Raw genomic sequence first — 15,941 nt, forward strand, 5'->3', positions numbered from 1 at the left:
TGAAATGACTATTGAAGAACTTGACCTTTCTGTTCGTTCTTATAACTGTTTAAAGCGTGCTGGAATCAATACCGTTCAAGAGCTTGCTCATAAAATTGAAGAAGTGAAAGCGAAATTAGAAGAACTAGGCTTAGGTTTACGAAAAGACGACTGATTGTTTCATGCAGGTCCTTTCCTGACCAGGCTAAATAGATAATGACTTCAAAAAAGGAGGGAATCTCTCAATGGGTTACAGAAAGTTAGGACGCACTAGCTCTCAACGTAAAGCTTTACTTCGTGATTTAGCAACTGACCTAATCGTAAGTGAGCGTATTGAAACAACAGAAGCAAAAGCGAAAGAATTACGTTCTGTTGTTGAAAAAATGATCACTTTAGGTAAGCGCGGTGACTTGCATGCACGCCGTCAAGCTGCAGCATTCATCCGTAACGAAGTAGCAAACGCTGAAAGCGGGCAAGATGCTCTTCAAAAATTATTCAGTGATATCGCACCTCGTTATGAGGAACGTCAAGGCGGTTACACTCGTATCATGAAAGTTGGTCCACGTCGCGGAGACGGCGCACCAATGGTAATTATCGAGTTAGTTTAATAGCGGTATAGGAAGGGCAGGACAGTTCCGAACTAACTTGTCTTTGCCCTTTTTTCTTATCAGTTAAACCAGGCTTTTTATGCAATTGCAATACGCTAATAGAGTGTTACGATGACCGGTGATTCTGTCCGGCCCGTCTAGCTCTCGCACCCCTCCTGCTTTCATGCCGATGAAAGTGTCATATGCTCTTATTTGATATAGGATGCTCTAAGCTGTTCTTAATCCAGGAAAAGGCTTTGCCTTTCTTGTGGTAGGGGTGCAGCGTTTTTTTATACCTTTTTTTAGAAGAGAATAGCAGAGACAGAGGAGGATAGGAGTTATGGGAGAAATGGGAGAAACGATTGTGAAGCTCGAACAGGTTGTGTTTAAGTATGATGGACAAGAGCGTAATGCAGTAGATCACGTTTCCTTTGAAATATTTGAGGGTGAGTGGCTGGCGATTGTCGGTCATAATGGTTCTGGAAAGTCTACTTTAGCTAAATTGCTGAATGGTCTGCTGTTTCCTGAGAGCGGACGCATTCTTGTTAAAGAAAAAGAATTAACAGAAGAAACGGTCTGGGATGTACGGAGACAGATTGGCATGGTCTTTCAAAACCCTGATAATCAGTTTGTCGGCACCACTGTCCAGGATGATGTGGCTTTTGGCTTAGAAAATGCCGGTATCCCAAGAGAAGAAATGATAACGCGAGTCGGCGATGCCCTTCATAAGGTAAACATGGACCAATTTCTTAATCAAGAGCCGCACCATCTATCAGGCGGGCAAAAACAGAGAGTAGCTATTGCCGGAGTTGTTGCCCTTAGCCCTAGTGTCATTATCCTGGATGAATCCACTTCCATGCTGGATCCCAAAGGCAGGGAGGAAGTGCTTGAGACCGTAAGAATGCTTATGGAAGAACGGGGTGTAACCGTTATTTCCATTACACATGATCTTGAAGAGGCAGCCCGTGCTGATCGTATGATTGTTATGAATCAAGGCTCTGTGTATAAAGAAGGAACTCCAAAAGATATATTTCTTCTTGAAGAAGAATTGATCAGTTTGGGGCTGGATATTCCTTTTCCCGTAAAATTGAGCTCCAGCCTGAGAGAACAAGGTATTGAACTGTCCCAAATCCATCTAACCGACGAAGAGCTGGTGAATGACCTATGCGAATTAATCTCCAAAATGTAGAGCACAAGTATCAGGTAAATACCCCCTTTGAAAGGGCGGCATTAACCGATGTAACAATCGATATCCCGTCAGGAACCTATCTGGCAGTAATTGGGCATACAGGGTCAGGAAAATCTACCCTGTTGCAGCATTTAAACGGGCTGCTTCAGCCTACCAAAGGATACATCCAGGTAGGGGAGCAGAGAATCACTGCAGGTAAAAAGGAAAAGAACCTGAAGGCCATCCGGAAGCGGGTCGGGATCGTTTTTCAGTTTCCAGAGCATCAATTGTTTGAAGAGACGGTTTTAAAAGACATTTGTTTTGGGCCAATGAATTTTGGCGTTTCGGAAGAGGAAGCGATCCGCCTGGCCAAAGAATCAATCACCAAAGTAGGACTGGGCGAAGAGATCCTTGAGAAATCCCCCTTTGACCTTTCAGGAGGACAAATGAGGAGAGTTGCCATTGCGGGTGTGCTTGCCATGCAGCCGGAGGTGCTGGTTCTTGATGAACCGACTGCAGGGCTGGATCCTAGAGGCCGCAAAGAAATTATGGATTTGTTTTATTCCATCCACAAGGACTCTGGCATATCTACCATCCTTGTGACCCATAGTATGGAGGACGCTGCCAGGTACGCAGACGAGATTGTTGTCATGCATAAGGGAAGTGTATTTGAAAGAGGGAAGCCGAGAGACATCTTTTCCCGTTCCGCGGAGCTTGCAGAACTTGGGCTTGATGTTCCCAATACTGTGAAGGTGCAGCTGATGCTTGAAAGGTCCACTGGGCTGAAATTTGGACGCATATGCCTGTCCCTGGATGAACTGACGTCTGAAATTGCCGCCAGCATGAAAAGAGGTGATCTTTCATGATGGATAAGCTGATATTTGGCCGTTATGTGCCTGCAGACTCTGCTATCCACAAAATGGATCCACGGTCCAAGCTGATTATGGTATTCTTGTTTGTATTTGTCATTTTCCTTGCAAACAATGTGGTTTCTTATGCATTGGTTGCTGTGTTTACCCTGGCAATTGTCAAACTATCTAAAGTACCGGCACGATTTTTAATAAATGGTTTAAAGCCAGTTCTAATTCTTATTCTATTTACCTTTCTTCTGCATCTTTTTTTCACAAAAGAAGGAGAACTGCTTTATAAATGGAATGTGATTGAAATATACAGCGGAGGCTTACGCCAGGGAATCTTTATATCCCTTCGATTTGCTTTCCTGATAGTCATAACCTCAATCCTGACACTGACTACAACGCCCATCTCCCTTACAGATGGCCTGGAGACACTTTTTAACCCGCTGAAAAAATGGAAGCTGCCCGTCCATGAGCTGGCTCTTATGATGTCCATTTCCCTTCGGTTCATTCCAACCCTGCTTGAGGAAACAGACAAGATTATGAAGGCTCAGGCAGCCAGGGGGACCGAGTTTTCAAGCGGTCCGGTTACAAGCAGGATGAAGGCGGTAGTGCCCCTGTTAATTCCCCTTTTTGTCAGCTCCTTTAAGAGGGCGGAGGAGCTTGCGGTCGCAATGGAATCAAGAGGCTACCGCGGAGGGGAAGGAAGGACGAAATTCAGGCTGCTGCGCTGGGAGAGAAAAGATACGTACTTGGTTCTGGCGATATGTATCCTGGGAATTCTTTTGATCGTATTTCGAACATAATGGAGCCGGAGAATGAAACGATATAAATGCATAATTGTATATGATGGGACCCATTTTGCCGGCTATCAGATACAGCCGCAGAAACGGACAGTTCAGGGGGTACTGGAGTCAATCCTTGAAAAACTTCATAAAGGAAGCAGCGTCAAGGTGACGGCTTCTGGAAGGACGGATGCCGGCGTCCATGCGAGAGGCCAGGTTATCCACTTTGATTCTTCCTTGAATATGGCGGAGGAAAATTGGCTGAAGGCCCTTAATACCCTGCTTCCTGATGATATTTCTGTCAAGGAGATCTCCCCTGTTCCTCCTGATTTCCATGCCCGGTTTGATGCAAAGGGAAAGGAATATCGCTATGTGGTTTCTCTTGAGAAGGACAAAGATCCCTTCCGCCGCCATTTTGCCTATCAGCCAGGCTGGAACCTCAATTTAGAGGCCATGAGAGAGTCTGCCAAGCACTTAATCGGCACTCATGACTTCACAAGCTTCTGCTCGGCAAAGACTGAAGTGGAGGATAAGGTGCGGACCATTATGAATATTGAGCTGATTGAGCAGAAAAATGAACTCATTTTCCGCTTTGTCGGAAACGGCTTTTTATATAATATGGTGAGGATTCTGACAGGCACCATCCTCGAAGCTGGGATCGGGAAGCGAAGACCGGAGGAGCTTAAGGAGATCCTTGAGAAGAGGGACCGTAAGCATGCGGGAAAGACGGCTCCAGGCCATGGCTTGTATCTTTGGAAGGTTTTTTACAGCAGCAGGGATTTGGAAAAAAATTAAAATTTTTTCGAAGGGCTTTTTGTTTGAGAAAAAAAGCTTATGGCTGTAGGGATTGTCCAAGTTTAGGACAACTAATCCTGGTGTAACATTTTCTTGACATTACAGTCTAAAAATTATATTATATCATAGGTATGATATTTAAACCCCACGCTAAGCCCCGGAAGACTTACCGTGATTGATAATAAATATAACCAACGATTTAATAGGAGGATAACCATGCGCACGACATTTATGGCGAAAGCTAATGAAATTGAACGTAAATGGTTCGTTATCGACGCTGAAGGCAAGACTCTTGGTCGCCTTGCAAGTGAAGTAGCAGCTATCTTGCGTGGAAAAAATAAGCCAGTTTTCACACCAAACGTTGACACTGGTGATCACGTAATCATTCTTAATGCATCTAAAGTAAACCTTACAGGCAAAAAGCTTACTGACAAAATCTACTACCGCCACAGCTTACACCCAGGTGGTCTTAAAACTAGAACAGCTCTAGAAATGCGTACAAACTACGCTGAGAAAATGATCGAGCTTGCTATTAAAGGCATGCTTCCTAAAAACTCTCTAGGCCGTCAAATGTTTAAAAAATTACACGTATACGCTGGCAGCGAGCATCCGCACCAAGCTCAACAGCCTGAAGTGTACGAACTACGCGGATAATATAAGGAGGACTTTATAATGGCTCAGGTACAATATTATGGAACTGGTCGTCGTAAGAGCTCCGTAGCACGTGTACGTTTAGTACCAGGCGACGGACGCATCGTAATTAACGGCCGTGATATCAACGACTACATCCCATTCGAAGCACTACGCGAGGTTGTTAAACAGCCTCTTAACAACACAGATACAGTTGGCAGCTACGATGCTCTTGTAACTGTAAAAGGCGGCGGTTATACTGGCCAAGCAGGCGCAATCCGTCACGGTATTTCCCGTGCATTGCTGCAAGCTGATCCAGAATTCCGCGGTTCATTGAAATCTGCAGGTCTACTTACTCGTGACGCTCGTATGAAAGAACGTAAAAAATACGGTCTTAAAGGCGCTCGTCGTGCACCTCAGTTCTCAAAGCGTTAATTATCAACGCTTCAAAGACTCTCAACCGATTTGGTTGGGGGTCTTTTTTATTTCTGAAAAACGCTTTTGACCACATTTTGACCACGATATATTTTTGACCACGTTTTACGCATATATCATAGCTCAATGGACTTTTGAAATTTTTGTGCCGTTTGCTCTTTTATATAATCCGTGACGTGCGTGTAAATATTCATTGTCATTTGAATGTCTGAATGCCCCAAACGTTCCTGGACCTCCTTTATTCTTGCACCAGCCTCAAACAAGAGGGAGGGCGTGGGTATGGCGTAATCCATGGATTAGTGATTGGATGAAGATTATGTTTTTTTATAGAGCTATGTCAAAACAAACAATGGAACACTATCAGCGGTTAAAGCCGGATATTCTGAAAAGAATGCTAGCGTAATTGCCAGTACCATGCTAAAGAAGGAGAAAATAAAAGCCTTAATAAAATCAATAAGTGGAGAAATGGAAATGTCTATTCGGGCCCACTTTTTGATTGATGCAATGGAAGCTCGCAAGGTGTTACGAGAAATCTTAGAAGATAAGGATGTTAATCCTATGATTCGGTATCAAGTTGCGAAAGATTTTCTAGACAGAGCTGGATTTAAGGCCTTGGAGAAACAGGAAGTAAACCAAAATAGTAATATAACAGTGGAGTTCAATATCCCTAGACCTACTAAGAAATAACCCAGGGGAATTTCTCAGAGTGTCCGAGCGATTTATGGTTAAAGGAGGGAATGTGTCCGATTCAAGCGCCTTTTCGGACCTACCCTACGAGATTCTTCGGAATGACTCTAAGGTGAATCTTGGAACCAATTTATTGTAATTTTTTTATTACAAAAAGTGTAGCTTGAATTAAATTTGCACATGACATTTGTCATATCCTAGACATGACATCTGGTACTAATAATGTCCTTATCCTTCCTTTATAATATGAAGTAACAGCACAATAAAAGGAAGTGCATTTGAACAATGACCTTACAAAATACAAAAAACTTGAGGAAACAAATTGCTCCATTTGAAAAATCTACGACGAAGGAAAGTATATGGCAGGTTATCAATACAATCGGGCCATTTATTATCTTATGGTACCTGGCGTATTTGAGCCTGTCCGTTTCTTATTGGTTAACATTAGTTCCAGTTGTGATAGCTGCTGGATTCTTGACTCGTATTTTCATTATTTTTCATGATTGTACGCATCATTCCTTTTTTAAAAGCCGCCGTGCCAATAGAATCGTGGGAACAGGAATGGGTGTTCTAACTTTATTCCCGTTTGATCAATGGGGACATGAGCATTCTGTTCATCACGCTACAAGTGGTAATTTAGATAAGCGAGGCACAGGAGATATTTGGACTCTTACAGTGGATGAATATTTGGCAGCACCGCTTAAACTTCGTTTAGCCTATCGTTTTTATCGCAATCCATTGGTTATGTTTGGAATAGGTCCAATTTATGTTTTCCTTATTAAGAATAGATTTAACAGAAAAGGTGCTAGAAAGAAGGAAAAAAGGAATACCTATTTGACGAATGTACTAATCGTTGTTTTAGCAGGAGTACTTTGCTTGGCAGTTGGTTGGCAGTCATTCCTTTTAGTACAAGGCTCCATATTCTTAATATCAGGTTCAGTGGGCATCTGGCTGTTTTACGTACAGCATACTTTTGAGGATTCTTATTTTGAAGAAAATAAGGACTGGGAATATGTATTAGCAGCAGTGGAAGGAAGTTCTTTTTATAAGCTTCCAAAATTGATGCAATTCCTTACTGGTAATATCGGATACCATCATGTTCATCATTTAAGTCCAAGGATCCCTAACTATAAATTAGAAGAGGCACACAATAATACGCTTCCTTTAAAGAACGTACCGACAATTACTCTTGCTACAAGCTTGCAGTCGATCCGTTTCCGCCTGTGGGATGAGAAAAACAAGAATTTCATCAGCTTTAAAGAAGTAAAATATTTAACGAAGAAAAGTGTTTCTGTTCAAGTGAAACCTGAACTATAACGGGCCAGACTCCCCTTAATCATTCGTATTCAGGGGAGTCTTTTTAATAAAGCCCGATAAGGAGATATCTAAATGATACGAATTGTAATTGCAGAGGATCAGGAAATGCTGTTAGAGGCAATTAGTTCTCTACTCAATCTTGAAGAAGATATAGAAGTTGTCGGGCTAGCGAGTAATGGGGACGAAGCACTTACCCTAGTGCACGAATTGCAGCCGGATGTATGCATCATGGATATAGAAATGCCTGAAAAGAGCGGACTTGAGGCAGCAGAAGCTTTACAGCCATTTGAATACAAGGTAATCATTTTGACAACTTTTAGAAGGAATGGTTATTTTCAACGTGCTTTAAAGGCTAATGTAAGAGGTTATTTATTGAAAGATAGCCCGAGCGACGTGTTAGCCAGCTCGATACGCGGCATCATGGATGGAAAGAGAATTTACTCTCCCGAACTTATAGATGATGCCTCCGATAAAAACGAACGCGAAATGGAAGTGTTAGGACTGATGGCAGATAGTCCTAACTCAAACGAAGCCTCTAATCAGCAAAATAACACGATTGGGACTGTAAGGAAATATCTTTCAACCATTAAAGGTAAAATGAAATTACCGACCGGGTAGAAATATTTTTAATATCACAATAAGGATCCGCTCAGGAACCTACTTTTGACTACTTATGATATTTATATAATATATTTTGAACTCATTTAGTTTGGGAAGGAGTTTTTGTTGATTATAAGGATGGAAACTCACGGTTCCTATTTTTTGTCGGATATCAGTCTAAAGTGGGCCACAGCAAATCTAAAAGGCAGGAATAATGCCTACCAAAATAACAGAATAATTTATGAGACCAGTGCAGAAGGAGTTGTTACGGATGGGCTCTAAGGCACCATAGTTCAAAGACCTTCTTCTCCAGCATTAAACAGTATAGTCTGCACAGCCTATTGGTGAATCGCTGAACTGTGCGATTCATGGATGGCTAACGGGTGCGTTAGTTGAAGAAGATATGCTGCTACGGCAGCCGTATTAGTGAAGCCAATGAGGGTTATATCGAAAAAAACAAAAAAAGGTAAAACTCTGAAAATATAGAGTTTTACCTTTTTTGAAGGGTCATTGCCTTCTATTAATTAAGTTAAGATGATAGTGTTATTAATGTCTGTGATTTCGTCCTCTTACAGATTTCATAATAAAACTAACAATAAGGATTAAAATTATAGCTCCTATCAAAGCTGGAAGAATGGCAAAACCGGCAATATGAGGACCCCAATCACCAAAAATCAATCCGCCTAACCAGGCACCAATAAACCCGGCGATGATATTTCCAATTACGCCTCCTGGAACGTCACGGCCTAGAATCATTCCAGCTAACCAACCAATAATGCCACCTATAATTAATGACCATAAAAATTCCATCATATCAAGTCTCCTTCACTTATTTTCAGCGTCACCGCATATTTATATCTGCCCTCTACAGATATCTTTTAAACCAAAGAAGATTTTTTCAGTCTTTTCCAATAACAAGTGGCGAAAGCTCATTGGCAATCATTGGGTTGCAACCCGAGTGTTTAATAATGGGCAGGTTGAAAATGTTTTATAATCACTGGTTGAAAAGCAAATCCCTAAAACTGAATTCCCGAGAATCAACTTCACCATGCTAAGCTAACGGGTGCGTTAGTTAAAAATCGTTTTATCCGCTTTGCCAGCCTTTTGTTATTGGGCTAAATGAACAGGTTAGAGGGCCCTTACACTTCATCTTTCTTTCGAAATGATCATCGAGTTTCTTAAAAGCGGAATATGTAGAAAAAACACGTCTTTCCCTTGCCCTAATAGAAAGGGAAATAAAATAAACAGGAAGAATAATAGATAGAGTAAATGGATGGTTTGTCGGTGGTTCGTTGCTAAAGTAAAAAATTAATGGTTGTTGTGTTGATGAGTGGGTGGTTGAACGACGTGAAAGGTGTTGAAAGCATTGATGAATCCATATCTAACCATGAAGGAATTGAAAGACCTCCTGCCTGACATTCCCGAAAACAGTCTTAAACGTTATCTTATAGAACATGAAGAATATCTTAATTTCAAAAAAGAACATAATCGCTATAGAGTTCATGTTTCGGAAGTGGAAAAGATTAAACTCATACGGAAGTTTTATTCGGAAGGTTTAAAAAAAGAGGAAGTCAATTCCAAGCTTGAAGAAAGTGGTGTGCGTGTAACCATCACTTATGATCCAGAAGAAAATAAATCTCTTGTTTCCGTAAATCAAGAAATGGAGGATATGAAGAGGCTGATGAGTTTCCTAGTACAACAAAATGAACAAGCCCGTATGAATCAAAATAAAATCAAAAGTCAGAATAAAGACCTTCTTCGCGAGATACAGGAGATGAAAGAGATTATCAAGGAAGTTAGGGGAACTCAGGAAGAAGAAAGGCAAGCCCAGGCGGAAACCTTCTCTTCCCTTTATGATAGCTTGCTTGAGACTAAAAAGTCGCTCCAAGAGACTGCGGTTTATTTAGTGGCCGAAAAAAATAAGATATCCTGGAGGAGTATATTAAGAAAGCTCATTCCATAAATGTAAGGCCCGCCTTCTTCTCCTTTAAAAAGTTTATTTAGATATCTGCCCTCCAGGCTTCTTTAATAATCCACCTTATTTTTCTTTGAACCATACACGGCTCTTAAGCAATTTTACTGTGATATTTAAGGATAATGGCATGAGGACGAATCATCAATGAATAATCTGAAATAAACCTTTCCTTTTTTTGAAAAAGTACCCCTTCACTCTATTCAAGCGGAGCTCGGGCGATCCATTAGTTTACCCAGGCAAGGGAAAGGGGGAGTCATCATCCAGTTCTTTGGAAGGATCATTATGTAAATCGCCCCCTGCTTTTGGCCCTTTTTTATGTGAGTGATTTTTGAATAGTATTCCCATTTGGACATCCGTGTTCCCTTAAAATAATTCCCAAAGTACAATTTGCAATAGAGAAGAATGCTATTTCAAGGCAGGCAGAAACTAAGCTCAGAGAAATCATAGGTGAAGCAGTAAAAAAGGCTAAGGTTTCTCATTAGCCCTTGTCAAACCTGAAAGAGGTGCAGCAATGAATGTCATTACCACATTGAAAGAAAAGCAGCGCGAAAAACAGGTGAAATATGAACGAAAGGTTTTGCGCGAGCTTTCGATAGAGCAATTAAAGAAGCGGGTTCAAGAACAATTTGGCCATAACCGGCTATTCAGCCTTTCCTTTTCACAGGTCCTGGAGGAAGGCTGTTATGATGTTGCGATCGAAGCATATCTCCTCGGAGCCCACTTCAGTAAATTCGGTTATCACGGTGAAAGTATGGAATCGGTGAAAGAAAGGTGCCAGAAGGATGAAAAGCATCTGATTGACACCTTATTTAACTTCCTTTTGTATTGGGGAAAGGCCGAAGCTCAGGATTATATAAGCGAATCCCTCTACTATGAATGTGAACGATATGTGGAACTCTGGTGGCTAGATGGATTTGAAAAAGGACAAAAAATGTATAAAATGCGGCTGCACTAAAGGATAGTTCTAATTCCTCCCCTTGTCCCATATGTTATTATAAATGTTTTTTCTCATACAGACGCTTATAAGGCTGCTGGATCAGAAAGGACTCTTATGAATAACTGGACAAGCGGGAGGTTATTTATTTTGAAGAAGAAATGGAAATACAGCGGGATTGCTATTGGAATAACTCTCTTGTTTTTACTTATAACCTTTAAAATCATTGACCACGATTCGTGGAAGCCATGGAGCCTTCCCTTATCCGGTAAGATCGTCATCATTGATCCGGGTCATGGAGGACCGGACGCAGGGGCTACCAACGGATCTGCCCTAGAAAAGGAGATTGCCCTTTCGGTATCTAAAAAAATCAGGGACTATCTGCAGGAACAGGGAGCTCTTGTCATGCTTACACGAGAGGAGGATAAGGATCTTGCCGATCAAGAAACCAAAGGGCTCAGAAACAGGAAAAGAGAGGATCTAAGAAGAAGAGTGGAGTTTATAAACAAATCGGAGGCGGACCTCTATATCACTCTGCACCTTAATTCCTTTCCTTCAAGCCACTGGAGCGGTGCGCAGACTTTTTATTCTACAAGATACGAAGAAAATCAACGTGCGGCCAAGCTCATTCAGCATGAAATCAGGCGGAGCATGGAAAATACATCCAGGGAAGCCAAGGCACTAAATACTATATATCTCATGAAGAGGGCTACAAAGCCTGGAGCTCTTGTGGAAATAGGGTTTCTATCCAATCCAAGGGAAAAGGTACAGCTTCAAAGCGATATTTATCAGGAAAAAATCGCTTCGGCCATTTATAAGGGAATATCTCGATACTTTACAGAGGAAGACATCAAGTAATTATAATATTCGAGCACCGTTTTTTTGGATGACTGGTTGTTGTGCTATAATGTGTGTGGAAACGAATTCAAACGAGGCGGTGGAGATTTTGTTAACGGAGCAACAAGTAAAAGATGCGATTAAGGGGCTGAAGGACCCATTTCTAAATAAGACTCTTGATGAGCTGAATGCCATCCAGGAGATTAAAATCAAGCCGGAAAAGAATCATGTCAGCGTAAAGGTGGCCATAGCAAAAACAGGGACAGGCGAACAGCTTAAACTGCAGACTGCCGTTGTCGATTCCCTAAAAAAAGCAGGAGCTGCCACAGTAGGCATCCGGTTCTCAGAGCTTCCAGAAGAAGAGCTGCAGCGCCACAGAAGCTCTATGCCTCAGGAAAGCCAGGGACTATTATCACCAGGGGCAAAAACCACCTTTATAGCAATCGCGAGCGGTAAAGGCGGTGTAGGGAAATCTACTGTATCCGTCAATCTGGCCGTTTCCCTTGCCCGCCTAGGCAAAAAGGTAGGTCTGATTGATGCAGACATTTATGGCTTTAGCGTACCAGACATGATGGGAATCACCAAACGGCCTGTTGTCAGAGGGGAGAAGATCATCCCCGTAGAACGGAAGGGTGTAAAAGTTGTCTCAATGGGATTTTTTGTTGAAGATAATTCCCCTATTATTTGGAGGGGGCCAATGCTCGGTAAAATGCTGAACAGTTTCTTTACAGAAGTGGAGTGGGGAGAGCTGGATTACCTTCTTCTGGACCTTCCTCCAGGCACAGGGGATGTGGCACTTGATGTCCATTCTATGTTGCCTTCCTGCAAGGAAATTATTGTGACAACTCCGCATCCTACAGCAGCATTTGTTGCAGCCCGTGCGGGAGCTATGGCTATTAAAACAGAGCATGAGGTAATAGGGGTTATCGAGAACATGTCCTATTTTGAAAGCCAGGTTACCGGAGAAAAGGAATATGTATTCGGAAAAGGCGGCGGAGAAAAGCTTGCTGATGAATTGAATACAGAGGTACTTGGCCAGCTTCCGCTTCAGCAGCCGGATTGGAACGATGAAGACTTCGCTCCATCCATCTATGCGGAAGACCATCCAACCGGGAAAATATTTACGAATATTTCTGAAAGAATTGTGACTATCTTAGGTTAATACTAGAAGGGCTGCCTGAATGTGTTGTTCTCAGGCAGCCCTCTATTTATTGTCCTCCGCCTTGCCCGCCGCCGCCTTGACTGCCACTTTGCTGGCCGCCTCCGCTTTTTTGTTTGGACGAAGGAATTTCCTGTGCGGCTTTGATGAAAATATCCTGCATTCTAACCTGGAACAGCGGGCTTTCCATGGTTTCGAGCATCAGTTTTTTGATGCTGTCCCTGTATTTTTGACTCTGCAGCACCTTGAGGTATTCATCCTCAAGCTGAGGATCCTTCATAAGCCCCAGGATCTGCTGCCGGTAGCCTGGATCCTTCATAAGGTCCTTTAAAAGCTGTTCGTGCTCCCCTTTTAAGCTTTTAGCGTAGGCTGAAGCAAATTTGGGATCTTTAAAATTCTTTTCCCAGAAAGATTTTCCCTGGTCAGTTGTCAGATTCTTTTCGATTGTCGACGTGACCAGTTTATCATCTAAAACGAACTGCTCCCTCATTTTGGGATCAGTTAATACTTGCTGAAATGCTTTTTTTCCATCTTCTGATTTGATAATGTCTACGACCATTTTTTTTGTTTCTTCGTAGTCCACTTTCTCTGCTTGGTGTGTTCCCTGATTTTGATTACACCCGGCTAATGCGAGGAAAAAGGAGGAGATAAGAAGAAGCAAGGCTCCGTATCTCATTGGGAAACCCCTTTCTTATTTCGGATATTCTTAATATGATGTTACCCGGGACAAATTATTCTCTTTTCAGATGGCACCTAGATTTTTCTAATGCAGGTTGGTACAATCAGGAAGACAATAAGAAAAACGTTGGGGGAAAGAAAATTGAACAGCCGGAACCTCGTTAGATTTTTATTCACAACATTGATTTTAGGTGGAATAACAGCGGGTTTGATCGGACTCTTCGCAAGGTGGGGAGAACTTGAACCTCTTCTTGGGAAAAGGGAATTCGGTGAATTCTTCATGACCTTGCTCATGCTTGTCGGCCTTGGTTTGTTATTCAGCGTAATCAGCCAGTTGAGTTTTTTTGCCTATTTAACCGTCCATAGGCTGGGACTGGGAATCTTCGGAACTGCCTGGAACGGAGTACAGATTGTTTTGATTGCCTTTTTATTATTTGATTTAATTTATTTTGCTCCAATATGGTTTGGTGATAAAGGTGATCGCTGGATGTATGCAGTCTACAGTGCGGTTCTCTTGATTGTAGGACTGGCTGCTGCCTGGTATAAAGTTAACCTTACCAATAAAAGGGCATTTGTTCCGGCTGTCTTTTTCATGACGGTTGTTACTGTTATTGAATGGGTGCCTGTACTGAGGACCAATGATAAAAACTGGATGCTTTTTATGCTGATTCCGCTTCTGGTATGCAATGCCTATCAGCTGCTTACCCTGGGATCCTTCAATGCGAGGTCTCAAAGGGAGGTAGAGTTGAAATAAATTAAACCGCCTTCGGAGGCGGTTTTTATTTTGTATTTTGATGGTCCGGAAGCTTATCTTATTTCCTCGCTTTTAGCTTTTGAGTTCGCAATCATCTCCGAAACACTGATAAATTTCATCCCTTTGTCCTTCAAAGTGCGGATGACAAGCGGCAGGGCCTTGGCTGTTTGTTTGGCAGAATCAGAGGCGTGCATAAGGATGATCTCTCCCTTTTCAGCTCCATCAACATTCGAAACGATCTTTTGAACCCCTGGATTCGTCCAATCCTCCGAATTGAGACTCCAGTGGACCACGGTATATCCATACCTTTCGCCAACCTTTAGAAGCCTCTTATCAAAATGCCCGGTAGGTGACCGGATCAGCTCAATATCTTTTACATTTAACTTTCGGAACACTTCCTGGGCTTTGGAAATATCACGGGCGATTTCCTGCTCCTCCATATTTGAATAATCCTTATATCCATAACCGAGCATGCCGATTTCATAGCCCTGTTTGACAATCCGCTCTACAATCTGCGGATGCCTCTCCGCCCATGAACCAGAAAGGAAGAAGGTGGCTGAAGGAACCTGCTCCTTCTTTAATACATCCAGTATAGGCTCGGCCCGTACATCTCCCCATCCAATATTAAAGGTGAGAGCCAGATCTCTTTCTCCCTTATAGATGGCTTTTGGCCCTGAAGCGGTGGAAAAAACGGAAAAGTGATAAACAGACTGGGCATAGAAGAATAGAGCGGTAAAAAAAGCAGCGATAATAACAAGTGTATATTGCTTCACCCTTTTGATGTGCGCTGAATAAAAATGATTCATTATGGTCACCTCGTCCATGGACTCTTGTCTACATCCTATGCATCTGTGAAATAAATAGACCAAAACAAACATAAATACGGGCTGCATGGTGAAAAATAGGTAAAAACATACAGGAGTGGTCTTATGATGGGTCTTTTGGTAACTGAAAAAGAGATAAGAGAAATGGAGTACTTGATCAAAAGAGAAATGGACGAAATATTATTTGATTTAAGCGACTCTCGAATTGAACTTATTGTAAAACGGTCCATGGAGGAACGATATAAAATCTTATTTAAGTTATTCAAAAGAGTAGCACCGCCGAAGGAATGTCTCCTTTATATGCGCACATCTGAAAAAGAAGGGATGGAGAGAAACTAATCAAGCGGGATAAACCTTATAAAGTTTATTTCGGTACCCAGAGGATGGGGAATGGATGAGCTTTGGCTCATGGATCAAGTGTCTGCTATTCTTGCAGTAGTGAAAAGATAACTGGGAAGCGGTTATCATGAACGAGTGTACGAGATCACGGACTTACCTGATGGCTGGACCATAAAATGGAGATTTACGGTCATTTCCTGGATTTTAGGATCATTAGATAATATAAGATCATATTTTAAACCAGCGCTTCCTCTGATCAACAACAGGCACCTGGCCTCATAGATCATTTAACCTGCTGAGGGATCCGGAATTTTGGCCCTATACTACTTGCCGTCCAGCCCAGTAACGTGGAGCAGCCAGGGTCTTATTTATACTGCAAAATTATCTTAAAAAAGTCATTGACGAAGCGCTTGGCAGCTGGTATAGTTATAAACGTTGCTGCTGAACAACACAAACTCACTTAAAAAAGTTGAAAAAAGTTGTTGACAACAACGAATTAAAGATGTTATATTAAGGAGGTCGCTTCTAACGGAGTTGACCATTACTGATTAACATGAATGCTCTTTGAAAACTGAACGAAACAAGACGCCAACGTTATTTTCTT

At 42.0% G+C, this 15,941-nt stretch carries 20 protein-coding genes and 1 pseudogene; 17 read left to right on the forward strand and 4 right to left on the reverse strand.

Features of this window, described 5'->3' with window-relative positions; translation table 11 throughout:
- The 8 genes from H539_RS30750 to rpsI form a co-directional block, all read left to right on the forward strand.
- Positions 1-154 (forward strand): DNA-directed RNA polymerase subunit alpha C-terminal domain-containing protein (locus H539_RS30750; protein WP_281171412.1); only part of this gene is annotated, 154 nt, incomplete at its 5' end.
- Between the two features lie 70 nt (positions 155-224).
- Positions 225-587, forward strand: a complete 363-nt coding sequence (rplQ, locus tag H539_RS0110710) for a 50S ribosomal protein L17 (protein WP_026693503.1) — start codon at positions 225-227, stop codon at positions 585-587.
- A 328-nt stretch (positions 588-915) separates the two neighbouring features.
- Complete coding sequence (locus H539_RS0110715; RefSeq protein ID WP_026693504.1) at positions 916-1,755, forward strand: energy-coupling factor ABC transporter ATP-binding protein; 840 nt, start codon at positions 916-918, stop codon at positions 1,753-1,755.
- Entirely contained in the window at positions 1,731-2,600 is an 870-nt protein-coding gene (locus H539_RS0110720; RefSeq protein WP_026693505.1) for an energy-coupling factor ABC transporter ATP-binding protein, read from the forward strand. The genes H539_RS0110715 and H539_RS0110720 overlap by 25 nt, the downstream gene beginning before the upstream one ends.
- Positions 2,597-3,394 (forward strand): energy-coupling factor transporter transmembrane component T family protein, encoded by a 798-nt coding sequence (locus tag H539_RS0110725; RefSeq protein WP_026693506.1) that lies wholly within the window; start codon positions 2,597-2,599, stop codon positions 3,392-3,394. The genes H539_RS0110720 and H539_RS0110725 overlap by 4 nt, the downstream gene beginning before the upstream one ends.
- A gap of 12 nt (positions 3,395-3,406) precedes the next feature.
- A complete protein-coding gene (gene truA / locus H539_RS0110730; RefSeq protein WP_026693507.1) occupies positions 3,407-4,168 on the forward strand; it encodes a tRNA pseudouridine(38-40) synthase TruA in 762 nt (253 codons plus the stop codon).
- A 216-nt stretch (positions 4,169-4,384) separates the two neighbouring features.
- The gene (rplM, locus tag H539_RS0110735) at positions 4,385-4,822 is read left to right on the forward strand and encodes a 50S ribosomal protein L13 (RefSeq protein WP_026693508.1); all 438 of its coding nucleotides are present in this window, start codon (positions 4,385-4,387) and stop codon (positions 4,820-4,822) included.
- 18 nt (positions 4,823-4,840) lie between these two features.
- Positions 4,841-5,233: a 30S ribosomal protein S9 gene (rpsI, locus tag H539_RS0110740; protein ID WP_026693509.1), complete on the forward strand. Its 393-nt coding sequence runs from the start codon at positions 4,841-4,843 to the stop codon at positions 5,231-5,233.
- A gap of 116 nt (positions 5,234-5,349) precedes the next feature.
- On the opposite strand, the pseudogene H539_RS30755 reads toward rpsI, so the two are convergent.
- A pseudogene (locus H539_RS30755) lies at positions 5,350-5,561 on the reverse strand (tyrosine-type recombinase/integrase); the annotation flags it as partial.
- Positions 5,562-5,704: 143 nt separating this feature from the next.
- Here H539_RS30755 and H539_RS32080 point away from each other — a divergent pair.
- The 3 genes from H539_RS32080 to H539_RS0110760 all read left to right on the forward strand — a co-directional run bounded on the left by H539_RS32080 (position 5,705) and on the right by H539_RS0110760 (position 7,855).
- A complete protein-coding gene (locus tag H539_RS32080) occupies positions 5,705-5,920 on the forward strand; it encodes a hypothetical protein (protein ID WP_026693510.1) in 216 nt (71 codons plus the stop codon).
- A 285-nt stretch (positions 5,921-6,205) separates the two neighbouring features.
- Positions 6,206-7,237, forward strand: coding sequence for a Delta(5) desaturase DesA (desA, locus tag H539_RS0110755; protein ID WP_026693511.1), 1,032 nt, complete (start codon positions 6,206-6,208; stop codon positions 7,235-7,237).
- Positions 7,238-7,309: 72 nt separating this feature from the next.
- Positions 7,310-7,855, forward strand: coding sequence for a response regulator (locus tag H539_RS0110760; protein ID WP_026693512.1), 546 nt, complete (start codon positions 7,310-7,312; stop codon positions 7,853-7,855).
- A 528-nt stretch (positions 7,856-8,383) separates the two neighbouring features.
- On the opposite strand, the gene H539_RS0110770 is transcribed toward H539_RS0110760, so the two are convergent.
- Positions 8,384-8,647 (reverse strand): GlsB/YeaQ/YmgE family stress response membrane protein, encoded by a 264-nt coding sequence (locus H539_RS0110770; protein ID WP_026693513.1) that lies wholly within the window; start codon positions 8,645-8,647, stop codon positions 8,384-8,386.
- Positions 8,648-9,206: 559 nt separating this feature from the next.
- Here H539_RS0110770 and H539_RS0110775 point away from each other — a divergent pair.
- The 4 genes from H539_RS0110775 (at position 9,207) to H539_RS0110795 (ending at position 12,745) form a co-directional block, all read left to right on the forward strand.
- Positions 9,207-9,800 carry a hypothetical protein gene (locus H539_RS0110775; RefSeq protein ID WP_245602162.1) on the forward strand — a complete coding sequence of 198 codons (594 nt, stop codon included), beginning with the start codon at positions 9,207-9,209 and terminating at the stop codon, positions 9,798-9,800.
- 523 nt (positions 9,801-10,323) lie between these two features.
- A complete protein-coding gene (locus H539_RS0110785) occupies positions 10,324-10,767 on the forward strand; it encodes a YbaK family protein (protein WP_026693515.1) in 444 nt (147 codons plus the stop codon).
- Positions 10,768-10,896: 129 nt separating this feature from the next.
- Complete coding sequence (cwlD, locus tag H539_RS0110790; RefSeq protein ID WP_026693516.1) at positions 10,897-11,604, forward strand: N-acetylmuramoyl-L-alanine amidase CwlD; 708 nt, start codon at positions 10,897-10,899, stop codon at positions 11,602-11,604.
- A gap of 88 nt (positions 11,605-11,692) precedes the next feature.
- Positions 11,693-12,745 carry an Mrp/NBP35 family ATP-binding protein gene (locus H539_RS0110795; protein ID WP_026693517.1) on the forward strand — a complete coding sequence of 351 codons (1,053 nt, stop codon included), beginning with the start codon at positions 11,693-11,695 and terminating at the stop codon, positions 12,743-12,745.
- Between the two features lie 46 nt (positions 12,746-12,791).
- Here the strand turns inward: H539_RS0110795 and gerD are convergent, their stop codons facing one another.
- A complete protein-coding gene (gerD, locus tag H539_RS0110800) occupies positions 12,792-13,418 on the reverse strand; it encodes a spore germination lipoprotein GerD (RefSeq protein WP_035322386.1) in 627 nt (208 codons plus the stop codon).
- Between the two features lie 144 nt (positions 13,419-13,562).
- Between gerD and H539_RS0110810 the strand changes: the two genes are divergently transcribed.
- Positions 13,563-14,174, forward strand: a complete 612-nt coding sequence (locus H539_RS0110810; RefSeq protein WP_026693519.1) for a KinB-signaling pathway activation protein — start codon at positions 13,563-13,565, stop codon at positions 14,172-14,174.
- A 53-nt stretch (positions 14,175-14,227) separates the two neighbouring features.
- On the opposite strand, the gene pdaB is transcribed toward H539_RS0110810, so the two are convergent.
- The gene (pdaB, locus tag H539_RS0110815) at positions 14,228-14,980 is read right to left on the reverse strand and encodes a polysaccharide deacetylase family sporulation protein PdaB (RefSeq protein ID WP_026693520.1); all 753 of its coding nucleotides are present in this window, start codon (positions 14,978-14,980) and stop codon (positions 14,228-14,230) included.
- A gap of 123 nt (positions 14,981-15,103) precedes the next feature.
- Between pdaB and H539_RS0110820 the strand changes: the two genes are divergently transcribed.
- On the forward strand, positions 15,104-15,337 hold the full coding sequence (locus H539_RS0110820; protein ID WP_026693521.1) for a hypothetical protein: 234 nt from the start codon (positions 15,104-15,106) through the stop codon (positions 15,335-15,337).
- Positions 15,338-15,941: the final 604 nt, after the last annotated feature.

Source organism: Peribacillus kribbensis DSM 17871 (genome assembly GCF_000430765.1).
GTDB classification, from domain to species: domain Bacteria; phylum Bacillota; class Bacilli; order Bacillales; family DSM-1321; genus Paraperibacillus; species Paraperibacillus kribbensis.